This window comes from Streptomyces vinaceus (assembly GCF_008704935.1).
GTDB classification, from domain to species: domain Bacteria; phylum Actinomycetota; class Actinomycetes; order Streptomycetales; family Streptomycetaceae; genus Streptomyces; species Streptomyces vinaceus.
In genome coordinates, this window is the sequence record NZ_CP023692.1 from 5,557,536 (window position 1) to 5,580,703 (window position 23,168).

Genomic DNA, 23,168 nt, shown 5'->3' on the forward strand with positions numbered 1-23,168 from the left:
AGCCCTGTTCCTGCGTCAGACGCGTGCGGACTGGCAGACGTTGCGGCGATGCACTACACGGGTGACCTTCACGGCGATCATGCGGTCGAAGATCACCGCGCCGCCACCGAACTACGACAAACGGACCAGAAAGGAGGACGTCCGGGCCGTCGGCCGGACGCTCCGCGCCCACCCTGCCGGAGCGCCGCCGACCCGCGCGGCTGCGTGAGTGTCGGTGGGGGGTCGTACCGTGGACCCATGCGGCCCGTATCGAAGATCGAACGCACGGTGGCGCCTTTCGAGGTCGTCAGCCCCTACCAGCCCAGCGGCGACCAGCCGGCGGCCATCGCCGAGCTGGAAAAGCGCATCCGTGCAGGTGAGAAGGATGTCGTCCTGCTGGGCGCGACCGGCACAGGCAAGTCGGCGACGACGGCCTGGATGATCGAGAAGCTCCAGCGCCCGACCCTCGTGATGGCGCCGAACAAGACGCTCGCCGCCCAGCTGGCGAACGAGTTCCGCGAGCTCCTGCCGAACAACGCCGTCGAGTACTTCGTCTCGTACTACGACTACTACCAGCCCGAGGCCTACGTACCGCAGTCGGACACCTACATCGAGAAGGACTCCTCGATCAACGAGGAGGTGGAGCGGCTGCGCCACTCCGCCACCAACTCGCTCCTCACGCGGCGGGACGTGATCGTCGTCGCCTCCGTGTCCTGCATCTACGGCCTCGGCACCCCGCAGGAGTACGTCGACCGGATGGTCCCCCTCAAGGTCGGCGAGGAGATGGACCGCGACCAGCTGCTGCGCCGCTTCGTGGACATCCAGTACACGCGCAACGACGTCGCCTTCACCCGCGGCACCTTCCGGGTCCGCGGGGACACCATCGAGATCTTCCCGGTCTACGAGGAACTGGCCGTCCGCATCGAAATGTTCGGCGACGAGATCGAGGCCCTGTCCACGCTGCACCCGCTGACCGGCGAGGTCATCAGCGAGGACCGCGAGCTCTACGTCTTCCCCGCCAGCCACTACGTCGCCGGGCCCGAGCGCATGGAGAAGGCGGTCCGCGGCATCGAGGCGGAGCTGGCCGAGCGCCTCGCCGAGCTGGAGAAGCAGGGCAAGATGCTGGAGGCCCAGCGGCTGCGCATGCGCACCACCTACGACCTGGAGATGATGCGCCAGATCGGGTCCTGCTCCGGCATCGAGAACTACTCGCTGCACATGGACGACCGCGCTCCCGGCTCCGCGCCCAACACCCTCATCGACTACTTCCCGGAGGACTTCCTCCTGGTCATCGACGAGTCGCACGTCACCGTGCCGCAGATCGGCGCCATGTACGAGGGCGACGCCTCCCGCAAGCGGACCCTCGTCGACCACGGGTTCCGGCTGCCGTCCGCCCTCGACAACCGGCCGCTGAAGTGGGAGGAGTTCCAGGAGCGCATCGGTCAGACGGTCTACCTGTCGGCGACCCCCGGCAAGTACGAGCTCTCCCGCGGCGACGGATTCGTCGAGCAGATCATCCGCCCCACCGGGCTCATCGACCCCGAGGTCGTGGTCAAGCCCACCGAGGGACAGATCGACGACCTCGTCCACGAGATCCGCCAGCGCGTGGAGAAGGACGAGCGCGTCCTGGTCACCACCCTCACCAAGAAGATGGCCGAGGACCTCACGGACTACTTCCTGGAGCTCGGCATCCAGGTGCGCTACCTGCACAGCGACGTCGACACGCTGCGCCGCATCGAGCTGCTGCGCGAGCTGCGCGCCGGCGAGTACGACGTCCTGGTCGGCATCAACCTGCTGCGCGAGGGCCTCGACCTGCCCGAGGTCTCCCTGGTGGCGATCCTCGACGCCGACAAGGAGGGCTTCCTGCGCTCGGGGACCTCCCTGATCCAGACCATCGGCCGCGCGGCGCGCAACGTCTCCGGCCAGGTCCACATGTACGCGGACAAGATGACCCCGGCGATGGAGAAGGCCATCGAGGAGACCAACCGGCGCCGGGAGAAGCAGATCGCGTACAACACGGCGAACGGGATCGACCCGCAGCCGCTGCGCAAGAAGATCAACGACATCGTCGCCACCATCGCCCGCGAGGAGCTGGACACCGAACAGCTGCTCGGCACCGGGTACCGCCAGGGGAAGGACGGCAAGGGGGCCAAGGCTCCCGTGCCCGCGCTCGGCGTGGTCAAGGCGGGCCAGGTCACCGTGGGCGGCAAGGCCGTCAAGGGCGCCAAGGCCGCGAAGGCGGCCAAGGACGCCGCCGTGCTGACGGACCGTCCGGCCGAGGAACTGGCCGCACTCATCGAGCAGATGACCGAGCGGATGCGCGGAGCCGCCGCCGAGCTCCAGTTCGAGGTCGCGGCCCGGATCCGCGACGAGGTGGGCGAGCTGAAGAAGGAGCTGCGTCAGATGAGGGAAGCGGGCCTCGCCTGACCCGGAGCCGGTCAGTAGGGTTGGCGGCAGCCGCAGGTACACATGCGCACCCACATCGGGGGCGGGCTAGGGAGAGGGGACAGCGCGTGACGGTCAACATGACCAAGGGTCAGGCCATCAGTCTGCAGAAGCAGGACGGGGGCACGCTGACCGCGGTCCGGATGGGCCTCGGCTGGCAGGCGGCCAAGCGCCGCGGACTGTTCGGTTCGCGGACCCGGGAGATCGACCTCGACGCGTCGGCGGTGCTCTTCGCCGACAAGCAGCCGGTGGACGTGGTGTTCTTCCGCCACCTGCAGAGCGACGACGGCTCGGTCCGGCACACCGGTGACAACCTCGTCGGCGGAGCCGGCCAGGGCGGGGACGACGAGTCGATCCTCGTCGACCTCCAGCGCGTGCCGGTGCACATCGACCAGATCGTCTTCACGGTGAACTCGTTCACCGGCCAGACGTTCCAGGAGGTGCAGAACGCGTTCTGCCGCATCGTCGACGAGACCAACGGCCAGGAGCTCGCGCGCTACACGCTGGACGGCGGCGGCCAGTACACCGCGCAGATCATGGCGAAGGTGTCGCGCGTGGGCGGCGGCTGGCAGATGACGGCCCTCGGCAACCCGGCCAACGGCCGGACCTTCCAGGACCTGATGCCGGCGATCCTGCCGCACCTGTAAGCGGCAGCGCCGGCCGCGCGGGAGCGGCGCAGAACAGAACAGAGCGGACGAGCAGGGCACGGGGGAGGGCTGCAGGATGACGGCCGAGTTGGTCCGGGGGCAGAACCACCCCCTGTCCCAGGCGCGGGTGGAGATCAGGGTCTCGGCGGGTACGCCCGTACTGGCCCTGGCCTCGGCCTGCGATGACGCGGGCCGGCTGGCCGGGCCCGGGTCGGTGGCCCACCCCGGCGCCCGGAGCCTGCCCGGAGTGGAGGTGCCGGGGTCGGTGGCGGGCGAGCACCGCTTCGCCGTCGACCTCGACGCCGTCGAGCCCGCCGTGCACCGGCTCGGGGTGGTCCTCGTCCTGCCGCCCGGCGGGCCCGTGCGTTTCGGCGCGGTCCCGGCCCCGTACGTGGCCGTGGCCCAGCCGGGAGGCGCCGACCTCGCCGGCTTCACCCTGACGGGGCTGGACTCCGAGAAGGCCGTCGTGGCCCTGGAGCTGTACCGGCGCCAGGGGGCCTGGAAGGTCCGCGCCGTGGGCCAGGGGTACGCCGAGGGGCTCGGCGCGCTGCTGGCCGACGCCGGGCTGGCCGGCCCGGCCGCCACCGCCCTGGCGGAGGTGGCCACCGGGCTGGTGCCCTCCGGCGACATCACCCTGGCCGCCCTGCCGACGGCCACCCCGCCGACCGTTCCGCACGGCCTCAGGGCCCCGCAGGACGCCCCGGCCGCGGCCACTCCGCCGCCACCGCCGGATCCGCTCCCCGTCACCGGCCTCCCGTACCAGGGCGCCCCCGCGGCCGCACCCGGTTCCCCGTCCGCCGACACCATCGGCGGACCGCCCACCATCGACTACGCCCACCCGCGCCGCCGCCGCACGACCACGGAGCCCCCCGAGCCCGGCCCGCGGGCCGTTCCCTCCCCGGAGGCGGACCGGCCCCCCGCCCCGGTCGCGGGCGACGCGAGCGGCTGGTCCCTGGAGGAGCGGCTCTACAACCAGGTCTGGGGCATGTTCGAGGACCTGGCCCGGTCGGTGGCCGCCTACCGCAGCGCCTGCGACTTCGCCGAGTCCCGGATGGACCGCGAGCTCGACGACGCGCTGTCCGACCCCCGCCTGCGCCTCGCGGGAGCGGGCAACGCCGCCCGCGACGCGGCCCGGGCCCGCCACGACGAGCTCGTCGCCCAGGCCAAGGCCGTGCTCGACCGGGACCTGGCCCAGCTGATCGCCGAGTCCGAGGTGGTCGAGCCCGCGCTGCCGGCCCCGTACGCCCACTGGGCCAACCCCGTCTGGCACGGGCACGGGGTCCCCGAGGAGGCCCCGCTGGCCCTGCGCCTCGGCGACCTGCACCTGCCCGAGCGGCCCGACCTGCGCATCCCCATGCTGGTGCGGGCCCCGCTGGAGCGCGGGCTGTGGATCGACAACGGACGCACCGGCTCCGAGGCCGCGATGACCATGGACACCGACCGGTTGCGCCGGGCCGCCATGGACATGGCCGTCGCGCACGCGGTCCGGCTGCTCGCGGTCCACCCCGGCGACCGGCTCTCCGTGCACGTCATCGACGCGGCCGGGGCGGGTGCCGCCTCCCTGGCGCCGCTCGTCGCGGCCGGGGTGCTGGCCGGGCCGCCCGCCGCCGGGGCCGCCGGGGTCACCGCGACCCTGGAGGCGCTGACCCGCCGGGTGGACCTCGTACAGATGGCCGTGCGGGCCGGGGCGCCCGAGGACCTGCCGCCCGATGTGGACCTCGCCGACCAGCTGCTGATCGTGCACGACTTCCCGCACGGGTTCGACGACAGGGCCGTCACCCGGCTGCGCTACCTGGCCGACGAGGGTCCGGCGGTCGGGGTGCACCTGCTGATGGTGGCGGACCGCGACGAGGCCTCGGCGTACGGGCCGCTGCTCGATCCGCTGTGGCGCTCGCTGATGCGGCTGTCGCCGGTGCCGGACAACCACCTCGCCGATCCGTGGGTGGGCCACGCCTGGACCTTCGAGCCGGACCTGCCGCCGCCGGGCAGCCGGGTCCTGGAGCAGACGCTGGAACGGATCGCCGCCGCCCGGCGCGATGCCCGCCCATGACCTTTCCTTGGTCTTCCCTTTACCTTTGCGCGCTCTGACGGGTACCCTGGGCAGGCGGAGGGGAGTATTCCTGCTTTCCTGCTACGGCGTACCCGTCAATACGGACCACTGCGGTCGTGTGCACCGCAGTCGGACCCGGGGCGCCGGCCCACGGCCTCCAGGCCGCCCGGGTGGAAGAGACCTCCGGCAGCGATGACGCTGACATGTGTGCTGAGCCATCTGCCGGAGGCGAATAAGCAGTGGACGTTTCGTGGACCCTCTGGGTGCTGACCATTCTCGGTCTGAGCATCCTCATCGGCGCCGACTTCTTCATCGGCCGCAAACCGCATGACGTATCGATCAAGGAAGCGGGCACCTGGACGATCGTCTGGATCGTCCTCGCCGCACTCTTCGGCCTCGGCCTGTGGTTCTTCGGGAACCCGCAGGCTTCGCAGGAGTTCTTCGCCGGCTTCATCACCGAGAAGTCCCTGAGCGTCGACAACCTCTTCGTCTTCGTCCTGATCATGGCGAAGTTCGCGGTGCCCTCCCACCTCCAGCAGCGCGTCCTGCTGGTGGGCGTGCTGATCGCCCTGGTGCTGCGCGCGATCTTCATCGCCGCCGGCGCGGCGATCATCGCCAGTTTCTCGTGGGTCTTCTACATCTTCGGCGCGTTCCTGATCTACACCGCCTGGAAGCTGATCCAGGAGGCGCGCAAGGACGAGGACGAGGAGGAGTTCGAGGAGAACCGTCTCCTCAAGTCCGTCGAGAAGAAGTTCGGCGTCGCCGACAAGTACCACGGCACCAAGCTGTTCATCGAGAGCAACGGCAAGCGCGTCCTGACCCCGCTGATGGTCGTCATGCTCGCCATCGGCACCACCGACGTGCTGTTCGCCCTGGACTCGATCCCCGCGATCTTCGGCCTCACCCAGGACCCGTACATCGTCTTCACGGCCAACGCCTTCGCCCTGATGGGGCTGCGCCAGCTGTACTTCCTCATCGGCGGCCTGCTCAAGAAGCTGGTCCACCTCAGCTACGGCCTGTCGATCATCCTGGGCTTCATCGGCGTCAAGCTGGTGCTGCACGCCCTGCACGAGTCCGGGCTGCACGTGCCGGTCGTCTCGATCCCGGTCTCCCTCGGCGTCATCTGCGGTGTCCTCGTGATCACCACGATCACCAGCCTGATCGCCTCGAAGAGGCAGGCGGCCGCCGAGGCCGCCGCCCGCCCGGAGAGCATCGACGCGTAGGGACTCGCCGGCCCCTGAGGGGCTACGCGGGGGCGGTCGCTCCGGCCGCCCCCTTTCCCGTACCCGCGCCCGCCCGCGCCCGTACGACCGCCGGGTTCGTCTCCGGCAGCAGCGCGAAGCAGACCAGGCTCAGCAGGGCGATCCCGCTCAGGTACAAGGCCACGCCCCAGGGCGGGCCGGAGCCCGCCGCCAGCGCCGTCGCCGCGATCGGGGTCAGCGCCCCGCCCAGCACCCCGCCCAGGTTGTAGCCCACGGCCGCGCCCGTGCAGCGGATCCGCGGGGCGTACAGCTCCGGCACGTACGCGCCCACCACGCCGAACATCGTCACCATGCCCAGCAGCCCGCCGAGGCAGCCCAGCGTCATCAGCAGCGGGTCCGCCGTCCGCAGCAGCGCGACGAACGGGAACATCCACACCAGGCACATCGCACTGCCGATCAGGCAGAGCGGCCGCCGCCCGTACCGGTCGCCGAGCACCGCCACCACCGGGGTCAGCGTGCCCTTCAGGGCGACCGCCGCCATGATGCAGGCCAGCATCACGGTGCGGTCGACCTTCAGGTGTTCCGTGGCGTAGGCGAGGGACCAGGTGGTGACCGAGTAGAAGACCGCGTACCCGGCGGACAGGGCCCCGCCGGTCAGCAGGACGAGGCGCCAGTGGCCGCGTACGACCTCGGTCAGCGGGGCGTCGGAGCGCCGGCCGGTCTCCGCGAGGGCGCGGAACTGCGGGGTCTCCTCCACCGAGCGGCGCAGCCACAGCCCGGCGAGGGCCAGTACGCCCGCCGCCCAGAACGGTACGCGCCAGCCCCAGGACGTGAACTGCGCGTCGGTCAGCGCCGCCGACAGGGTGAGGGTCATGCCGTTGGCCAGCAGGAAGCCCAGCGGCGGTCCGACCTGCGGGAAGCTGGCCCACAGCCCGCGCCGCTGCTCGGGTGCGTGCTCGGCGGTCAGCAGGACCGCGCCGCCCCATTCGCCGCCGAGGCCGAGCCCCTGGAGGAAGCGCAGTACGAGCAGCAGCAGGGGCGCCGCCACGCCGATCGTGGCGTACGTGGGCACGCAGCCCACCGCGACCGTGGCGAGGCCGGTGAGCAGCAGGGAGGCGAGCAGGACGGGGCGCCGGCCGTAACGGTCGCCGATGTGGCCGAAGAGCACGGAGCCCAGCGGGCGGGCGAGGAAGCCGACGCCGAAGGTGCCGAAGGCGGCGAGGGTCCCGGCGAGCGGGGAGAAGGACGGGAAGAAGAGCGGGCCGAGGACGAGGGCCGCGGCCGTCCCGTAGACGAAGAAGTCGTAGAACTCGATGGCGGTCCCGGCGAGCGAGGCCATCGCGAGCCGCAGCATCGAGGGCGGCCGGGGAACCGCGCGCCCGGGGAGGGCGGGGGAGGGGTCTTGTTGCATGGTGCAGCAACTACCCCGCCCCACACCCCCAGGACGTGCGTTCGGTCATCTTCGACCGGAAGGAGTGCTTCCTGTCGCGGTGTTGACCGGGGACCGCGTCCGGGGGCGCCCGTTACCAGCCGCGCTCGCGCCATTCGGCCAGGTGGGGCCGTTCGGCGCCGAGCGTGGTGTCGTTGCCGTGACCCGGGTAGACCCAGGTCTCGTCCGACAGCTGCTCGAAGAGCTTGTGCTGGACGTCGTCGATCAGCTGCTCGAAGGCCTTCGGGTCGCCCCAGGTGTTGCCGACGCCGCCGGGGAAGAGGCAGTCGCCGGTGAAGACGTGCGCGTGCCCGTGCGGGTCGTCGTAGATCAGGGCGATGGAGCCCGGGGTGTGGCCGACCAGGTGGCGGGCGGTCAGCGTGACCCGGCCGACCGTGACCGTGTCCCCGTCCGCCACCAGTACGTCGGTGGCCACCGGGATGCCCTCGGCGTCGTGGGCGCCCGCGTACGTACGCGCCCCGGTCGCCTCGACGACCTCCGCGAGCGCGCCCCAGTGGTCCCCGTGCCGGTGGGTGGTGACGACGGAGGCGATGCCGTCGTCGCCGATCAGGCTGAGCAGGGTGTGCGGCTCGGCGGCCGCGTCGATCAGCAGCTGCTCGCCGGTGGCCCGGCAGCGCAGCAGGTACGCGTTGTTGTTCATGGAACCCACCGCGACCTTGGAAATCATCAGGTCCGGGAGTTCGTGCACGTCGGCCGGACCGCCGACCTTGACTGCTCCGCTGTACGTCATGTCCTGATCCTAGAGCGGGGGAAGGGCCGGGAGGCGGCCGCCGACGACAGTGAGGTGTGCGCCCCGGTCCCCGCGGCCCGCGAGCCAGCCGAGGAGCTCGGCGCCGGTGCCGATGAGGGTGACCGGGCCGCCCTCGGAGCCGCCGGTGTGCCAGGTGGTGCCGCCGCCGTCGCCCGCGAGCTGGAGGGTCACCGGGGGCACCTCCGGGCGTCCGGACCAGCGGTCGGCGAGGAAGGCGATCTCGCGGGCGGTGAACTCCTGCGGGAGGTCGCAGAGCGCGTAGCCGATGTTCAGGTCGACGTGGTGCAGCTCGACCTCGACGAGGCGGCGGAACGGCACGTTCGAGGCGAGGTCGGTGACCCCGTTGCGCAGCTCCACCGTGCGCGACCAGTCCTGGTCCCGCTCGGTCTCGGCCAGGAAGGCGGCGTGGGTGGCGCGCACGTCGGCGAGCTGGACGTCCAGCGGGCGCGGGGCGTCGCGCTCGATGTCGGAGTCGCGGGCCTCGGCGCTCTCGTACATCGGGCGGCCGGCGAAGACGTTGACGAGGGCGTCCGCGTTCCGCGCGAGGTGGGCCAGTACGTGGCCGCGGGTCCAGCCCGGCAGATGTGACTCTTCGGACAGGGCCGCGTTGTCCAGTTTCGTGAGAGCGGTCAGCATTCGGTCCGTGGCTTCACGTACAGATTGCAGGTCGTGCACATGATCAGTCATGGAGCCGAGCCTAGTGCCGCGGACCTCCGGCCACACGAACGGGTGAACCCGTCTGCCGAGTGCCGTAAATCGAATGCGCGTGCTATACGCTCGAAGTCCAAGCTCTTCTCCATCGCAGAGGCGCCCGCCCAGTCACCCGTACGCTGGACAGTCGGGGGCCCCGTGCCCCCGCTCTCTCAAGAAAGGTGCGCACCGGCGTGACCGACCGTCTCATCGTTCGTGGCGCTCGCGAGCACAACCTCAAGAACGTCTCGCTCGACCTGCCCCGCGACTCACTCATCGTCTTCACCGGACTCTCCGGTTCGGGCAAGTCCTCCCTGGCCTTCGACACGATCTTCGCCGAGGGCCAGCGCCGCTACGTCGAGTCGCTCTCGTCGTACGCCCGCCAGTTCCTGGGGCAGATGGACAAGCCCGACGTGGACTTCATCGAGGGGCTCTCGCCGGCCGTCTCGATCGACCAGAAGTCGACCTCGCGCAACCCGCGCTCGACGGTCGGCACCATCACGGAGGTCTACGACTACCTCCGCCTGCTCTTCGCGCGCATCGGCAAGCCCCACTGCCCCGAGTGCCGCCGCCCCATCTCGCGCCAGTCGCCGCAGGCGATCGTCGACAAGGTGCTCGCCCTGCCCGAGGGCAGCCGCTTCCAGGTGCTCTCGCCGCTGGTGCGCGAGCGCAAGGGCGAGTTCGTCGACCTCTTCTCCGACCTCCAGACCAAGGGCTACAGCCGGGCGCGGGTGGACGGGGAGACCGTCCAGCTCTCCGAGCCGCCCACGCTGAAGAAGCAGGAGAAGCACACGATCGAGGTGGTCATCGACCGCCTCACCGTCAAGGAGAGCGCCAAGCGCCGCCTCACCGACTCCGTGGAGACCGCCCTCGGCCTCTCCGGCGGCATGGTGATCCTGGACTTCGTCGACCTCGCCGAGGACGACCCCGAGCGTGAGCGGATGTACTCCGAGCACCTCTACTGCCCGTACGACGACCTGTCCTTCGAGGAGCTGGAGCCGCGCTCCTTCTCCTTCAACTCCCCCTTCGGCGCCTGCCCCGAGTGCACCGGCATCGGTACGCGCATGGAGGTGGACCCGGAGCTGATCGTCCCCGACGAGGACAAGTCCCTCGACGAGGGCGCGGTCTCGCCCTGGTCCCTCGGCCACACCAAGGACTACTTCCAGCGCCTGGTCGGCGCGCTCGCGGGCGAGCTGGGCTTCCGTACGGACATCCCGTGGGCCGGGCTGCCGCAGCGGGCGAAGAAGGCCCTGCTGTACGGGCACAAGACGCAGATCGAGGTCCGCTACCGCAACCGGTACGGCAGGGAGCGGGCGTACACGACGGCCTTCGAGGGCGCCGTGCCGTTCGTCAAGCGCCGCCACGCGGAGTCGGAGAGCGACGCCAGCCGCGAGCGCTTCGAGGGCTACATGCGCGAGGTGCCCTGTCCGACCTGTGAGGGCACGCGTCTCAAGCCGATCGTGCTCGCGGTGACGGTGATGGACAAGTCCATCGCCGAGGTCGCGGCGATGTCGATCAGCGAGTGCGCCGACTTCCTGGGGCGGATGCGGCTCGACGCCCGCGACAAGAAGATCGCCGAGCGGGTCCTGAAGGAGGTCAACGAGCGGCTGCGCTTCCTCGTCGACGTCGGCCTGGACTACCTCTCGCTGAACCGCGCCGCCGGCACCCTCTCGGGCGGCGAGGCCCAGCGCATCCGGCTGGCCACGCAGATCGGCTCCGGCCTGGTGGGCGTGCTGTACGTGCTCGACGAGCCGTCGATCGGCCTGCACCAGCGGGACAACCACCGGCTGATCGAGACCCTGGTGCGGCTGCGCGACATGGGCAACACGCTCATCGTGGTCGAGCACGACGAGGACACCATCAAGGTGGCCGACTGGGTCGTGGACATCGGCCCGGGCGCCGGTGAGCACGGTGGCAAGGTCGTGCACAGCGGTTCGCTGAAGGAGCTGCTGAAGAACACCGACTCGATGACCGGGCAGTACCTGTCCGGGAAGCGGTCCATCCCGGTGCCGGACATCCGCCGGCCCGTGAACGGGGAGCGGAAGCTGACCGTCCACGGCGCCAAGGAGAACAACCTGCGGGACATCGACGTCTCCTTCCCGCTGGGCGTGCTCACCGCGGTGACGGGCGTATCGGGGTCGGGCAAGTCCACGCTGGTCAACGACATCCTGTACACGCACCTGGCGCGCGAGCTGAACGGTGCCCGCTCGGTGCCGGGACGGCACACGCGGGTGGAGGGGGACGACCTCGTCGACAAGGTCGTGCACGTCGACCAGTCGCCGATCGGCCGCACCCCGCGGTCCAACCCGGCGACGTACACGGGCGTCTTCGACCACGTGCGCAAGCTCTTCGCGGAGACCATGGAGGCGAAGGTGCGCGGCTACCTGCCGGGTCGCTTCTCCTTCAACGTGAAGGGCGGCCGGTGCGAGAACTGCTCCGGCGACGGCACGATCAAGATCGAGATGAACTTCCTGCCGGACGTGTACGTCCCGTGCGAGGTCTGCCACGGCGACCGGTACAACCGGGAGACGCTGGAGGTCCACTACAAGGGCAAGTCGATCGCCGAAGTCCTGAACATGCCGATCGAGGAGGCGCTGGACTTCTTCGAGGCGGTGCCGACGATCGCGCGGCACCTGAAGACGCTGAACGAGGTGGGGCTCGGGTACGTCCGGCTCGGCCAGTCGGCGCCGACGCTCTCGGGCGGTGAGGCGCAGCGCGTGAAGCTGGCGTCGGAGCTGCAGAAGCGGTCGACGGGGCGGACGGTCTACGTCCTGGACGAGCCGACGACGGGTCTGCACTTCGAGGACATCTCGAAGCTGATCAAGGTGCTGTCGGGACTGGTGGACAAGGGGAACTCGGTGATCGTCATCGAGCACAACCTGGACGTCGTCAAGACCGCGGACTGGGTCATCGACATGGGCCCCGAGGGCGGTTACGGGGGCGGCCTGGTGGTGGCCGAGGGCACGCCGGAGCAGGTCGCGTCGGTGGGCGCGAGCCACACCGGCAAGTTCCTGAGGGACATCCTGGGCGCGGACCGGGTCTCCGACGCGGCGGCGCTCGTGGCCCCGCCGAAGAAGGCCGCCGCGAAGCGGACGGCGGCCAAGAAGGCCACGGCCGCGGCTCCGGCGAAGAAGGCCGCCGCCAAGAAGACGACGGCCCGGGCCCGCAAGGCCTGACCGCGCGGAGCCGGGCGTGGAGGGGCCCCCGCAGCCGGACGCGGCTGCGGGGGCCCCTCCGCACTCCCGCGGGCGGCTCCACCCCCGTGGGGGCCGCCGGGGCGGGGGAGCGCCGGGTCAGGCCGCCACGCCCACCGCCCGGCCGGCCGTGGCGGGGTCCGTCAGGGAGGTGAGCAGGGCGTCGGCCACGTCGGCGCGGGAGATCGTGCGGCCGTCCGGGACGTTGGCGCCGATCACCCGGCGGTAGGTGCCGCTGCGCGGCTTGTCCAGCAGGCGGGGCGGCCGGATCACCGTCCACTGCGTGCCGCTCGCGCGGATCGTCGCCTCCATGACCGCCAGGTCCGCGTACAGGTCGCGCAGGGCGAGGCGGAGCAGGGGGAGGAAGACCCTGCGGGCGATGAACCCGTCGCTCTCCACGTCCGGGCCGACCGGGGCGGCGCTGACCGCCGCGAGGCGGCTCACGCCCGCCCGGTCCATCGCCGAGACGATGGCCCGCAGGGCCGGCCCGGTGACCGGGCTGAGCCGGGCCTGCTTGTTGCTCGCCGAGCCCAGTGCGGAGATCACCGCCGACCGGCCGGACAGGACCGGCAGCAGCGCCTCCTCGTCGGTCAGGTCGCGCACCACGGCCACCTCCAGGCGCTCGTGCGCGGGAACGTCCAGGCGGGCGGGGTCGCGGACCACCGCCGTCACCTCGTGGCCCGCGTCCAGGGCCTGTCGTACGACCTCGCGGCCGACACCGCCCGTGGCTCCGAACACCGTCAGTTTCATCGCCGGCTCCCGTTCAAGGCATCCATGGGTGGGTGAGCATTCACTCACCCCTGCTTCCGCTAGGGTGAGTGAATGCTCACCCCGAAGTCAAGCCGGCCCACCCCCGAGCGGCTCCTCGACGCCGCCGAGAAGCTCATGCGCACCATCGGTCTCGCCAACACCACCACCAAGGCCATCGCCCGCGAGGCCGGCTGTTCGGAGGCCGCGCTCTACAAGCACTACGCGAACAAGGAGGAGCTGTTCGTCCGGGTGCTGATGGAGCGCACGCCCAACGCCGGGCCGCTCATGGCCGAGCTCGACCGCGACCACGCCGAGCGCTCCGTCGAGGAGGGGCTCGCCGCGATCGCCCGCCACGCCTCGCTCTTCTACGCCGACGCCGTGCCCATGGCCGCCTCGCTCTTCGCCGAGCCCGCCCTGCTGACCCGGCACCGCGAGGGCGTCCAGGAGATCGGCACCGGCCCCCACGTCGTACGCGACGCCCTCGCCGGGCGGCTGCGCCGCGAGCTGGAGCGGGGGCGGCTGCGCCCCGACGCCGACCCGGAGGCCGCCGCCGCACTGCTGCTCGGCGCCTGCTTCCAGCGGGCCTTCTTCCTGCACTTCTCCGGAGCCCACGTGGTTGCGCCCGTCGACGAGTTCGCCCCCGCCGTGGCCCGGACCCTGTGGGCGGCTATCCGCTGAGCTCGGCGGCGTACGGCGGCTCCGCACCGGCCCGCGTGCAGGTCAGCGCCGCCGCCTGGGCCGCGTACGCCAGGACGCCCGGCCAGTCCACCGGGGCGCCGGCCGCGATCCCCGACAGGCGGTGCAGCAGGGCCGCGTTGACCGTGTCGCCCGCCCCGATGGTGTCCGCCACCGCGACCGGGCGGGCCGCCACCTCGTACCGCGCACCCTCGCGGGTCCAGGCCGCCAGCCCCCGCGCGCCCCGGGTGAGCACCACCGCCGAGGGCCCGGCCGCCAGCCAGTCCGAGACGCTCCCGCCCAGCCACCGGGCGTCCTCCTCCGACAGCTTGAGGACGGACACGTACGGGAGCCAGCCCAGGAACCGGGCCCGGTACGCGGCCGGGTCCGCGATCAGCGCGGGGCGGATGTTGGGGTCCAGCAGCGTCAGCACCCCGCGCCCGGACTCCCGGCGCAGCAGGGCCTCGTACGCGCTCGCGCCCGGCTCCAGGGCGAGGGAGCAGGTGCCGAGCGCCAGGGCCCGGGTGCCCGCGGGGAGCTCCGCGGGCAGCGTGAACAGCCGGTCGGCCGTGCCCTCCACGTAGAACCCGTACGCCGCCGAGCCGTCCGGGGCCAGCGAGGGCACGGCGAGGGTGGTGGGCTCCGGCCCGCGCTGCACCAGCGAGAGGTCCACCCCGGCCGCGCGCAGCCCGGCCAGCAGGTCCTCGCCGAAGCCGTCCGTCGAGACCCGGGAGCAGAAGGCGGCCTCCGCGCCGAGCCGGCCCAGCGCCAGCGCGGTGTTGTACGGCCCCCCGCCCGGCCGCGGCACGAGCGCACCCGGCGGCTGCGCCACGGGCACGAGGTCGATCAGGGCTTCTCCACCGACGACGATCACGCGGGGGAAGGTATCCCATCGAGCGGCGCGATCGGGCGGCGGTATCGTCGGGGGGCCCGGTCCGACCACCCGGACCACCCTCATCGACCCTCAGGCCAGGAGATCCGCATGTCCGCGTCGCAGCCCGCCGCCCGCCGTACCGTGCTCAAGGGCGCCGCCGCGATCGCCGGGGCCGTCGGCGGCGGGGCGGCCCTCGCCGCCTGCTCCACCGGGGGCAACAGCGGCTCCGGCTCCCCGGCCGTCCCGGCCGCCCCGGTGGAGCTCGGCGCCGTGTCCGAGGTCCCGGTCGGCGGGTCGAAGCTGTTCCGCGAGAAGAAGCTGGTCGTCAGCTGCCCGGCGCAGGGCACGTACAAGGCGTTCAGCGCCCAGTGCACGCACGCCGGCTGCGTCCTGGACAAGATCGACGAGGGCGAGGGCAACTGCCCCTGCCACGGCAGCCGCTTCGACGTGACGACCGGCAAGGTGCTGCGCGGGCCGGCCACCGACCCGCTGCCCGCCGTCCCGGTCAAGGCCGAGGGCGGCAAGCTCATCGCGGGCTGACCGGGCCGCGCCGGGAAGCGGCGGGCAGGGGGCCGCGTCCGGCTACGCCCAGTCCCAGGAGATGCCCAGCAGCCCGCGCCGCACCCCCGGCTCCACCAGGTGCACGGCGCGGTGGCGCCCGCTCGGCGTCAGGTCCACCAGCCCGCTGCGCGGCGCCCCGGGCCCGGACCGGCTGAAGCGCCGGCAGCGCACCGGCAGGGCCGCCTCGTCGAAGCGGACCTGGAGCACGTACTGTCCGCCGCTGTAGCTGAACCCGCGCACGTACTCGGTGCAGCGCCCGGCGGTCCCGTCCTCGAAGCCGTAGCCGAAGACGTACGTGTCCCCGGTGCGCAGCCGGGCGTCGAAGAGCAGCTCGGCGACCAGGACCTCGGCCTCGGGGTGCCAGCGGACGCGCCCGGTGCGGCAGTTCTCGTCCGCCCGTACGCGGACCCGGGCCGGATCGCAGCCCGGGTCGCCGTGGTGGACGGCGAGGTACCGGTCGACGCCGTCGCGGTGGGCCCGTACGACGTGCTGCGATTCGCGGCCCAGCAGCTCGCCGGCGGCCCCGATCCGTACCCGCTCGTGGTGGCCGACGGTGTGCAGGCCGCCGTCGGCGGGCAGTTCCATGCCCGCCAGCAGCCCCTCCACGGCCGCGCCCACGCTGACCAGGGCCCGGTAGGAGCGGGTCGGCGGACGGGTGCTCTCGGGCCCGGCGCCCTCCGGGGCGGCCAGCAGCCGCAGCAGGGTCCCCTCGGGCAGTTCCAGGATCTGCTCCAGGGCGCGTACGGCCTTCAGGGACTCGGGGCGGCGCGGCCGGCGGGCGCCCTGCTGCCAGTAGCTGAGGCTGGTCACGCCGAGCTTGATGCCCCGGGCCGCGAGCCGGTGCTGCACCCGGTGCAGGGGGAGCCCGCGGGCGGTGAGGGCGGCGCGCAGGGCGAGGTGGAAGGGTCCGGCGCGCAGCAGGTGCCCCAGCTCCTGCGCGCTCGTCTGTCTGCTCTCCCGTGTGCTGTCGCCGGTCGACCGCATGAGGGCACCTCCTGTGAACGTTCACGCGCGGTGGGGCGGGAGGGCTCGCCGGTGGCACCCGGGTACCAGGTGAAAGGACGGCAGTCGTTCACACTGCGGTCCCGCCGTTCACACTGCAATGTCACGGCGTATTGAAGCCTGTTGACCTGATCCCGACAACACCCTGATGCTCCTCAGCAGCGTCCGGACGCGCTCCTCCATCCCCACCTCCCCGGCCCCACCGGGGGGATCCCCACACGGGAGGAACGCGATGCGCAAACCCCACCGGCGGCTTTCCCTGGCCGCCGTCCTCACCGCCGTGCTCTTCGCCCTGCCGAGCACCGCCGCGACCGCCACCGCTGCCCCCACGAGCGATGCCGGCGCCGCGTCGGCCCTGGCGTACAAACGCCTGGACATCACCATGCAGGCGCAGGCGAAGACCAACTGGTGCTGGGCCGCGAGCGGCAACACCATCGCCACGTGGTTCGGCCGGAACTACACGCAGAACCAGTTCTGCAACGCCGCCTTCAACCGCCAGCAGGGCTACGACTGCCCCAACAACCAGGCCACGCTCGGCAATGTCCAGACCGCCCTGAACTGGGCCGGAATCAGCTCCGGCTCGTACGTCACCGGCTGGCTCCGCTACACCACCGTGCAGAGCGAGATCGACGCCGGCCGGCCGGTGGAGACGCGGATCCAGTGGTCCAACGGCGGTGGCCACATGCACGTCGTCTACGGCTACGACACCGCCAACAGCTGGGTCTACTGGGGCGATCCGTGGCCGTCGAGCGACCGCTACAACTGGGCCTCGCACGCCTGGTACGTGGACAACAGCACCTTCTCCTGGACCCACTCCCTCTACCGGATCGGGGCGTGAGCGCCATGACCTCCACGCCGAAGCGCGTCCCCGTCGCCGTTCTCGCGGCGTGCGCCGTGCTCGTACTGGCCCCGCAGGCCTCGGCCTGGGCCGCGCCCGTGCCGCAGCCGCAGTCCTTCACCGCGGAGACGAAGGAGGCCGCCGCGCGGGCCGCCACCGCCCCCGACACCCTGGCCACGCTCTCCCGCTTCTTCGCCCGGGAGGGCAAGGTCGCGCCGGACGCGGCCCGGCCGCGGGTGGAGGGCGAGGCGATACCGGTCAGCTACCTGTCCCCGGACTTCGTGGCGGGCAAGCCCGGGGCGGGCGTGGCCCGGCTGGAGTTCCTCGCCAGCAGGGCGGTGTCCTCGGACGGGCAGCAGGCCGCGCTGTGGACCGCCCGGACGGAGGCGGGCTGGCAGGTCGTGAACATCGCGACGGGCGACGACGAGTTCCGCTACGCGCGGCTCGGCGCCGCGAAGCTGCCGGGCGGCACGGTGTTCCGGGAACCGCAGATCGACGCCTGGTACGTGGCCGCGGGGAGCAGGGTGCTGCCGCTGGACGAGGACGCGGAGCGGGCGGTCGGCGCCGCGGGCGTGACCCTCGCCGCGTACCGGGCGCGGGTGGTCAAGGCGTACGGGGACAAGCTGCCGGACTCGGCCTACGCGAAGCGGGGAGAGGCCGGCGGGTACGCGGAGGCCGCCGAGGGCGGTGCCGGCGCCGGCACCGGGTCCCGTGGCGGTGCGCCGGTGGCGGCCGGGGCCGTCGCGGGCGGTCTCGCGCTGGCCGCGGCGGGCGTGCTCGCCGTACGGCGCTCGCGCCGGGGCCGGGACGCCCCGGCCTGAGGTGACGCGCCCCGCCGGGGCCCGGGCGCCGCGCCGGCCGCCCGGGCCCCGGCGGCGCCCCCCTCGTCAGTCCCCGCAAGTAGGGTGGGCGGCATGGCCGACCCTTCCAGCTACCGTCCCGCGCCGGGGCAGATTCCCGACTCCCCGGGGGTCTACCGATTCCGCGACGAGCACCGCCGGGTGATCTACGTCGGGAAGGCCAAGAGCCTGCGCCAGCGGCTGGCCAACTACTTCCAGGACCTCGCCGGACTGCATCCGCGCACCGCCACCATGGTGACCACGGCCGCCTCCGTCGAGTGGACCGTCGTCTCCACCGAGGTCGAGGCCCTCCAGCTCGAATACTCCTGGATCAAGGAGTACGACCCCCGGTTCAACGTCAAGTACCGGGACGACAAGAGCTACCCCTCCCTCGCGGTGACGATGAACGAGGAGTACCCGAGGGTCCAGGTCATGCGCGGGCCCAAGAAGAAGGGCGTGCGGTACTTCGGGCCCTACGGGCACGCCTGGGCGATCCGCGAGACCGTCGACCTCATGCTGCGGGTGTTCCCCGTGCGGACCTGCTCCGCCGGGGTGTTCAAGCGCTCCGCCCAGATCGGCCGGCCCTGTCTGCTCGGCTACATCGGCAAGTGCTCCGCCCCCTGCGTCGGCCGGGTCACCCCCGAGGAGCACCGCGAACTCGCCGAGGACTTCTGCGACTTCATGGCCGGGCGGACCGGCGCGTACCTCTCCCGCCTCGAAAAGCAGATGCACGACGCCGCCGAGGAGATGGAGTACGAGAAGGCCGCCCGGCTGCGCGACGACATAGGAGCGCTGCGCCGGGCCATGGAGAAGAACGCCCTCGTCTTCACCGATGCCACCGACGCCGACCTCATCGCCGTCGCCGAGGACGAGCTCGAAGCGGCCGTGCAGATCTTCCACGTCCGCGGCGGCCGCGTGCGCGGCCAGCGCGGCTGGGTCACCGACAAGGTCGAGGCCGTGGACACCGCCGGACTCGTCGAACACGCGCTCCAGCAGCTCTACGGGGAGGAGAGCGGCGAGGCCGTCCCCAAGGAGGTGCTGGTCCCGGCGCTGCCCGAGGACGCGCCCGCGCTGGGCGAGTGGCTCGCCGGGCGGCGCGGGTCGAACGTCAGCCTGCGCATCCCGCAGCGGGGCGACAAGAAGGCCCTGATGGAGACCGTCCACCGCAACGCGCAGCAGTCCCTGGCCCTGCACAAGACCAAGCGCGCCAGCGACCTCACCACCCGCTCCCGTGCCCTGGAGGAGATCTCCGAGGCCCTCGGGCTGGACGGCGCGCCGCTGCGCATCGAGTGCTTCGACATCTCGCACCTCCAGGGCGACGACGTGGTGGCCTCGATGGTCGTCTTCGAGGACGGGCTGGCCAGGAAGAGCGAGTACCGGCGCTTCCAGATCAAGTCCTTCGAGGGCCAGGACGACGTCCGGTCCATGCACGAGGTGGTCTCGCGGCGGTTCCGCCGCTACCTCCAGGAGAAGCTGAAGACCGGCGAGTGGTCCCCGGAGGACGGGGACGAGGGGGAGAACCCCGGGGAGAACCCCCTCGCCGAGGACGACGGGCGGCCCAGGCGCTTCGCCTACCCGCCCCAGCTCGTCGTGGTCGACGGCGGCCAGCCCCAGGTGGCCGCCGCGAAGCGGGCCCTGGACGAGCTCGGCATCGACGACGTGGCCGTCTGCGGTCTGGCGAAGCGGCTGGAGGAGGTCTGGCTGCCCGGCGAGGACGACCCGGTCGTCCTGCCCCGCACCAGCGAGGGGCTCTACCTGCTCCAGCGCGTCCGTGACGAAGCCCACCGGTTCGCGATCCAGTACCAGCGCAACAAGCGCGGGAAGCGGCTCAAGGCGGGCCCGCTCGACGAAGTGCCCGGTCTCGGCGAAAGCCGCAGGCAGGCCCTGGTCAAGCACTTCGGTTCGGTGAAGAAGCTGAGACAGGCGACAATCGACCAGATCTGCGAGGTCCCGGGCATAGGCCGCAAGACGGCCGAGACCGTGGCCGCGGCGCTCGCCCGGTCGGTTCCCGCCGGTCCTGCCGTCAACACGGCGACAGGAGAGATCATTGAGGATGAGACCCCGCCCCCGCGGGTGGGGGCACCTCCCGGCGGAAGCCGGGGGACATCGTCCGAACGGGGGACCGAGCAATGACCGAGCGCGAGACCGGCCAGACGAGCGGCGAGAACGCCGAGCAGACGACCGACCACACGACCGAGCACGACCGAGACGGAGCACAGGTGAGTACGGGCACGACAGTGGAGCCCGGCGATACCGCCGAGGCGGCCATCCCCGAGCTGGTGATCATCTCCGGGATGTCCGGGGCCGGCCGCAGTACGGCGGCCAAGTGTCTGGAGGACCTCGGCTGGTTCGTCGTCGACAACCTCCCGCCCGCACTGATCCCCACCATGGTGGAGCTGGGCGCCCGCTCGCAGGGCAACGTGGCGCGCATCGCCGTCGTCGTCGACGTCCGCGGCCGCCAGTTCTTCGACGCCCTGCGCGAGTCCCTCTCGGACCTCGACAGCAAGGGCGTCACCCGGCGCATCGTCTTCCTGGAGTCCTCCGACGACGCGCTGGTGCGCCGCTTCGAGTCGGTCCGCCGCCCGCACCCCCTCCAGGGCGACGGCCGCATCACCGACGGCATCGCCGCCGAGCGCGACCTGCTGCGCGAGCTGCGCGGCGACGCCGACCTGGTCATCGACACCTCCAGCCTGAACGTGCACGAGCTGCGCGCGAAGATGGACGCCCAGTTCGCGGGCGACGAGGAGCCCGAGCTGCGGGCGACCGTCATGTCCTTCGGCTACAAGTACGGCCTCCCCGTCGACGCCGACCTCGTCGTCGACTGCCGCTTCATCCCGAACCCGCACTGGGTGCCCGAGCTGCGCCCCTTCACCGGCCTCAACCCGGAGGTGTCGGGCTACGTCTTCAGCCAGCCCGGCGCCAAGGAGTTCCTGGACCGCTACACCGAGCTGCTCCAGCTCATCGCCACCGGCTACCGCCGCGAGGGCAAGCGGTACGTGACCATCGCGGTCGGCTGCACCGGCGGCAAGCACCGCAGCGTGGCCATGTCCGAGAAGCTCGCCGCCCGCCTCGCCTCCGAGGGAGTCGAGACCGTCGTGGTCCACCGGGACATGGGGCGCGAGTGACCGGACGTACCCTGCGGCTGCGCCGCCTGCGCCGCCTCACCTCGGGGCGGGACGAGGACGGCGCGGGCCGCACCGGGCCGCGCCGCGGCGCGGCCCCCAAGGTGGTCGCACCCAAGGTCGTCGCCCTCGGCGGCGGCATGGGCCTGTCGGCCTCCCTGGCAGCCCTGCGCCGGATCACCGGCGAGCTCACCGCCGTCGTCACCGTCGCCGACGACGGCGGCTCCAGCGGCCGCCTCCGGGAGGAGCTCGGCGTGCTGCCGCCCGGCGACCTGCGCAAGGCGCTGGCCGCGCTGTGCGGGGACGACGACTGGGGCCAGACCTGGGCCCGCGTCATCCAGCACCGCTTCCAGTCGGCCGGTGCCCTGCACGAGCACGCCGTCGGCAACCTGCTGATCGTCGCCCTGTGGGAGCAGCTCGGAGACCCCGTCCAGGCCCTCGACCTGGTCGGGAAGCTGCTGGGGGCGCAGGGCCGGGTGCTGCCGATGTCGGCGGTGCCGCTGGAGCTCCAGGCGCTGGTCCGCGGCCACGACCCGGCCCGCCCGGGCGAGGTCGACACCGTCCGGGGGCAGGCCACCGTGGCCACCACCCCCGGCGAGGTGCTCTCCGTACAGGTCGTGCCAGGCGATCCGCCGGCCGTGCCGGAGGCCGTCGCGGCGGTCCTGGACGCGGACTGGGTGGTACTGGGTCCCGGGTCCTGGTTCTCGTCGGTGATCCCGCACCTGCTGGTGCCGGAACTGCTCGACGCGCTGATCGAGACCAAGGCCCGCAGGGTCCTCTCGCTGAACCTCGCGCCGCAGCCCGGCGAAACAGAGGGCTTCTCTCCGCAGCGTCATTTGGAGGTTTTGGCCCGACACGCCCCTAAACTCGCCCTGGACGTGGTGCTGGCCGACGAGGCCGCCGTGCCCGACCGCGAGTCCCTCGCCGATGCCGCAAAACGGTTCGGTGCCGCGGTCGAGCTGGCGCCGGTGGCCAGGCAGGACGGCTCTCCGAAGCACGACCCGGAGCTGCTCGCCGCCGCGTACGACCGTATTTTTCGGATGCATGGAAGGATCGGCCCATGGCGATGACGCCAGCGGTGAAGGATGAGATCTCCCGGCTCCCCGTCACCCGGACCTGCTGCAGGAAGGCGGAGGTCTCGGCGATTCTTCGGTTCGCGGGCGGGCTGCACCTGGTGAGCGGGCGGATCGTCATCGAGGCGGAGCTGGACACGGGGATCGCTGCCCGGCGCCTGCGCAAGGACATCCTGGAGATCTTCGGCCATTCCTCGGACCTGGTGGTCATGGCCCCCGGCGGTCTGCGCCGCGGCAGCCGGTACGTCGTCCGGGTCGTGGCCGGCGGTGACCAGCTGGCACGCCAGACGGGCCTCGTGGACGGCCGGGGCCGACCCATCCGGGGTCTTCCCCCTCAGGTGGTCTCCGGGGCCACCTGCGACGCGGAGGCGGCCTGGCGCGGCGCCTTCCTGGCCCACGGCTCGCTCACCGAGCCGGGCCGGTCCTCCTCCCTGGAGGTGACCTGCCCCGGTCCGGAGGCAGCCCTGGCCTTGGTGGGCGCCGCCCGCAGGCTCTCCATCGCCGCCAAGGCGCGCGAGGTGCGCGGCGTGGACCGGGTCGTGGTCCGCGACGGCGACGCGATCGGCGCCCTGCTGACGCGGCTCGGCGCGCACGAGTCGGTGCTGGCCTGGGAGGAGCGGCGGATGCGGCGCGAGGTGCGCGCCACGGCCAACCGCCTCGCCAACTTCGACGACGCCAACCTGCGCCGCTCGGCCCGTGCCGCGGTGGCCGCCGGCGCCCGGGTCCAGCGCGCGCTGGAGATCCTCGGCGAGGAGGTGCCCGAGCACCTCGCGGCGGCCGGCCGGCTGCGCATGGAGCACAAGCAGGCCTCCCTGGAGGAACTGGGCGCGCTCGCCGACCCGCCGCTGACGAAGGACGCGGTCGCCGGCCGGATCCGCCGCCTGCTGGCGATGGCCGACAAGCGCGCGCAGGACCTGGGCATCCCGGGCACCGAGTCCAACCTGAGCGAGGACCTCGCCGACAACATGGCCGGCTAGCCGGTCCCGCCCCGGCCGCGCCGGGATCCCCCGTACGCCTCGCGCCGTA

At 72.4% G+C, this 23,168-nt stretch carries 19 protein-coding genes; 13 read left to right on the forward strand and 6 right to left on the reverse strand.

Annotation, left to right across the window (positions count from 1 at the left end; translation table 11 throughout):
• The first annotated feature begins 237 nt into the window (after positions 1-237).
• The 4 genes from uvrB (at position 238) to CP980_RS25090 (ending at position 6,344) form a co-directional block, all read left to right on the forward strand.
• Positions 238-2,406, forward strand: a complete 2,169-nt coding sequence (gene uvrB, locus CP980_RS25075; RefSeq protein WP_132760658.1) for an excinuclease ABC subunit UvrB — start codon at positions 238-240, stop codon at positions 2,404-2,406.
• A gap of 86 nt (positions 2,407-2,492) precedes the next feature.
• Complete coding sequence (locus CP980_RS25080) at positions 2,493-3,071, forward strand: TerD family protein (protein WP_048476673.1); 579 nt, start codon at positions 2,493-2,495, stop codon at positions 3,069-3,071.
• Between the two features lie 76 nt (positions 3,072-3,147).
• Entirely contained in the window at positions 3,148-5,121 is a 1,974-nt protein-coding gene (locus tag CP980_RS25085; protein ID WP_150529136.1) for a TerD family protein, read from the forward strand.
• 239 nt (positions 5,122-5,360) lie between these two features.
• Complete coding sequence (locus tag CP980_RS25090) at positions 5,361-6,344, forward strand: TerC/Alx family metal homeostasis membrane protein (RefSeq protein ID WP_099893376.1); 984 nt, start codon at positions 5,361-5,363, stop codon at positions 6,342-6,344.
• A gap of 22 nt (positions 6,345-6,366) precedes the next feature.
• Here CP980_RS25090 and CP980_RS25095 read toward each other — a convergent pair whose 3' ends face one another.
• The 3 genes from CP980_RS25095 to CP980_RS25105 all read right to left on the reverse strand — a co-directional run bounded on the left by CP980_RS25095 (position 6,367) and on the right by CP980_RS25105 (position 9,211).
• Complete coding sequence (locus CP980_RS25095; protein WP_373312980.1) at positions 6,367-7,734, reverse strand: MFS transporter; 1,368 nt, start codon at positions 7,732-7,734, stop codon at positions 6,367-6,369.
• Between the two features lie 112 nt (positions 7,735-7,846).
• The gene (locus CP980_RS25100; protein WP_123515051.1) at positions 7,847-8,503 is read right to left on the reverse strand and encodes an MBL fold metallo-hydrolase; all 657 of its coding nucleotides are present in this window, start codon (positions 8,501-8,503) and stop codon (positions 7,847-7,849) included.
• A 9-nt stretch (positions 8,504-8,512) separates the two neighbouring features.
• On the reverse strand, positions 8,513-9,211 hold the full coding sequence (locus CP980_RS25105) for a maleylpyruvate isomerase family mycothiol-dependent enzyme (protein ID WP_150529137.1): 699 nt from the start codon (positions 9,209-9,211) through the stop codon (positions 8,513-8,515).
• A gap of 197 nt (positions 9,212-9,408) precedes the next feature.
• Here CP980_RS25105 and uvrA point away from each other — a divergent pair, with 197 nt between their 5' ends.
• Positions 9,409-12,390, forward strand: a complete 2,982-nt coding sequence (gene uvrA / locus CP980_RS25110) for an excinuclease ABC subunit UvrA (RefSeq protein ID WP_132760619.1) — start codon at positions 9,409-9,411, stop codon at positions 12,388-12,390.
• Between the two features lie 117 nt (positions 12,391-12,507).
• Here the strand turns inward: uvrA and CP980_RS25115 are convergent, their stop codons facing one another.
• Positions 12,508-13,158 carry an NAD(P)-dependent oxidoreductase gene (locus tag CP980_RS25115; RefSeq protein ID WP_132760618.1) on the reverse strand — a complete coding sequence of 217 codons (651 nt, stop codon included), beginning with the start codon at positions 13,156-13,158 and terminating at the stop codon, positions 12,508-12,510.
• A gap of 72 nt (positions 13,159-13,230) precedes the next feature.
• On the opposite strand from CP980_RS25115, the gene CP980_RS25120 reads away from it, so the two are divergent.
• Positions 13,231-13,836: a TetR/AcrR family transcriptional regulator gene (locus CP980_RS25120; RefSeq protein WP_132760617.1), complete on the forward strand. Its 606-nt coding sequence runs from the start codon at positions 13,231-13,233 to the stop codon at positions 13,834-13,836.
• Here the strand turns inward: CP980_RS25120 and CP980_RS25125 are convergent.
• Positions 13,826-14,707 (reverse strand): carbohydrate kinase family protein, encoded by an 882-nt coding sequence (locus tag CP980_RS25125; protein WP_132760616.1) that lies wholly within the window; start codon positions 14,705-14,707, stop codon positions 13,826-13,828. The genes CP980_RS25120 and CP980_RS25125 overlap by 11 nt on opposite strands.
• 108 nt (positions 14,708-14,815) lie before the next feature.
• Here CP980_RS25125 and CP980_RS25130 point away from each other — a divergent pair, with 108 nt between their 5' ends.
• Positions 14,816-15,247, forward strand: coding sequence for a Rieske (2Fe-2S) protein (locus CP980_RS25130; protein ID WP_132760615.1), 432 nt, complete (start codon positions 14,816-14,818; stop codon positions 15,245-15,247).
• A 42-nt stretch (positions 15,248-15,289) separates the two neighbouring features.
• Here CP980_RS25130 and CP980_RS25135 read toward each other — a convergent pair whose 3' ends face one another.
• The gene (locus tag CP980_RS25135) at positions 15,290-16,252 is read right to left on the reverse strand and encodes a hypothetical protein (protein WP_150529138.1); all 963 of its coding nucleotides are present in this window, start codon (positions 16,250-16,252) and stop codon (positions 15,290-15,292) included.
• Positions 16,253-16,502: 250 nt separating this feature from the next.
• On the opposite strand from CP980_RS25135, the gene CP980_RS25140 reads away from it, so the two are divergent.
• From CP980_RS25140 to whiA, 6 genes are all read left to right on the forward strand, one after another.
• Entirely contained in the window at positions 16,503-17,108 is a 606-nt protein-coding gene (locus CP980_RS25140) for a papain-like cysteine protease family protein (RefSeq protein ID WP_150529139.1), read from the forward strand.
• Between the two features lie 5 nt (positions 17,109-17,113).
• Positions 17,114-17,929 carry a hypothetical protein gene (locus tag CP980_RS25145; protein ID WP_229907347.1) on the forward strand — a complete coding sequence of 272 codons (816 nt, stop codon included), beginning with the start codon at positions 17,114-17,116 and terminating at the stop codon, positions 17,927-17,929.
• Between the two features lie 93 nt (positions 17,930-18,022).
• Positions 18,023-20,080 (forward strand): excinuclease ABC subunit UvrC, encoded by a 2,058-nt coding sequence (gene uvrC / locus CP980_RS25150; RefSeq protein WP_150529140.1) that lies wholly within the window; start codon positions 18,023-18,025, stop codon positions 20,078-20,080.
• A complete protein-coding gene (gene rapZ / locus CP980_RS25155) occupies positions 20,077-21,072 on the forward strand; it encodes an RNase adapter RapZ (RefSeq protein ID WP_132760612.1) in 996 nt (331 codons plus the stop codon). The genes uvrC and rapZ overlap by 4 nt, the downstream gene beginning before the upstream one ends.
• Positions 21,069-22,139: a gluconeogenesis factor YvcK family protein gene (locus CP980_RS25160; protein WP_099893400.1), complete on the forward strand. Its 1,071-nt coding sequence runs from the start codon at positions 21,069-21,071 to the stop codon at positions 22,137-22,139. Before rapZ ends, CP980_RS25160 begins: the two co-directional genes overlap by 4 nt.
• On the forward strand, positions 22,130-23,119 hold the full coding sequence (whiA, locus tag CP980_RS25165) for a DNA-binding protein WhiA (protein WP_030160342.1): 990 nt from the start codon (positions 22,130-22,132) through the stop codon (positions 23,117-23,119). The genes CP980_RS25160 and whiA overlap by 10 nt, the downstream gene beginning before the upstream one ends.
• Positions 23,120-23,168: the final 49 nt, after the last annotated feature.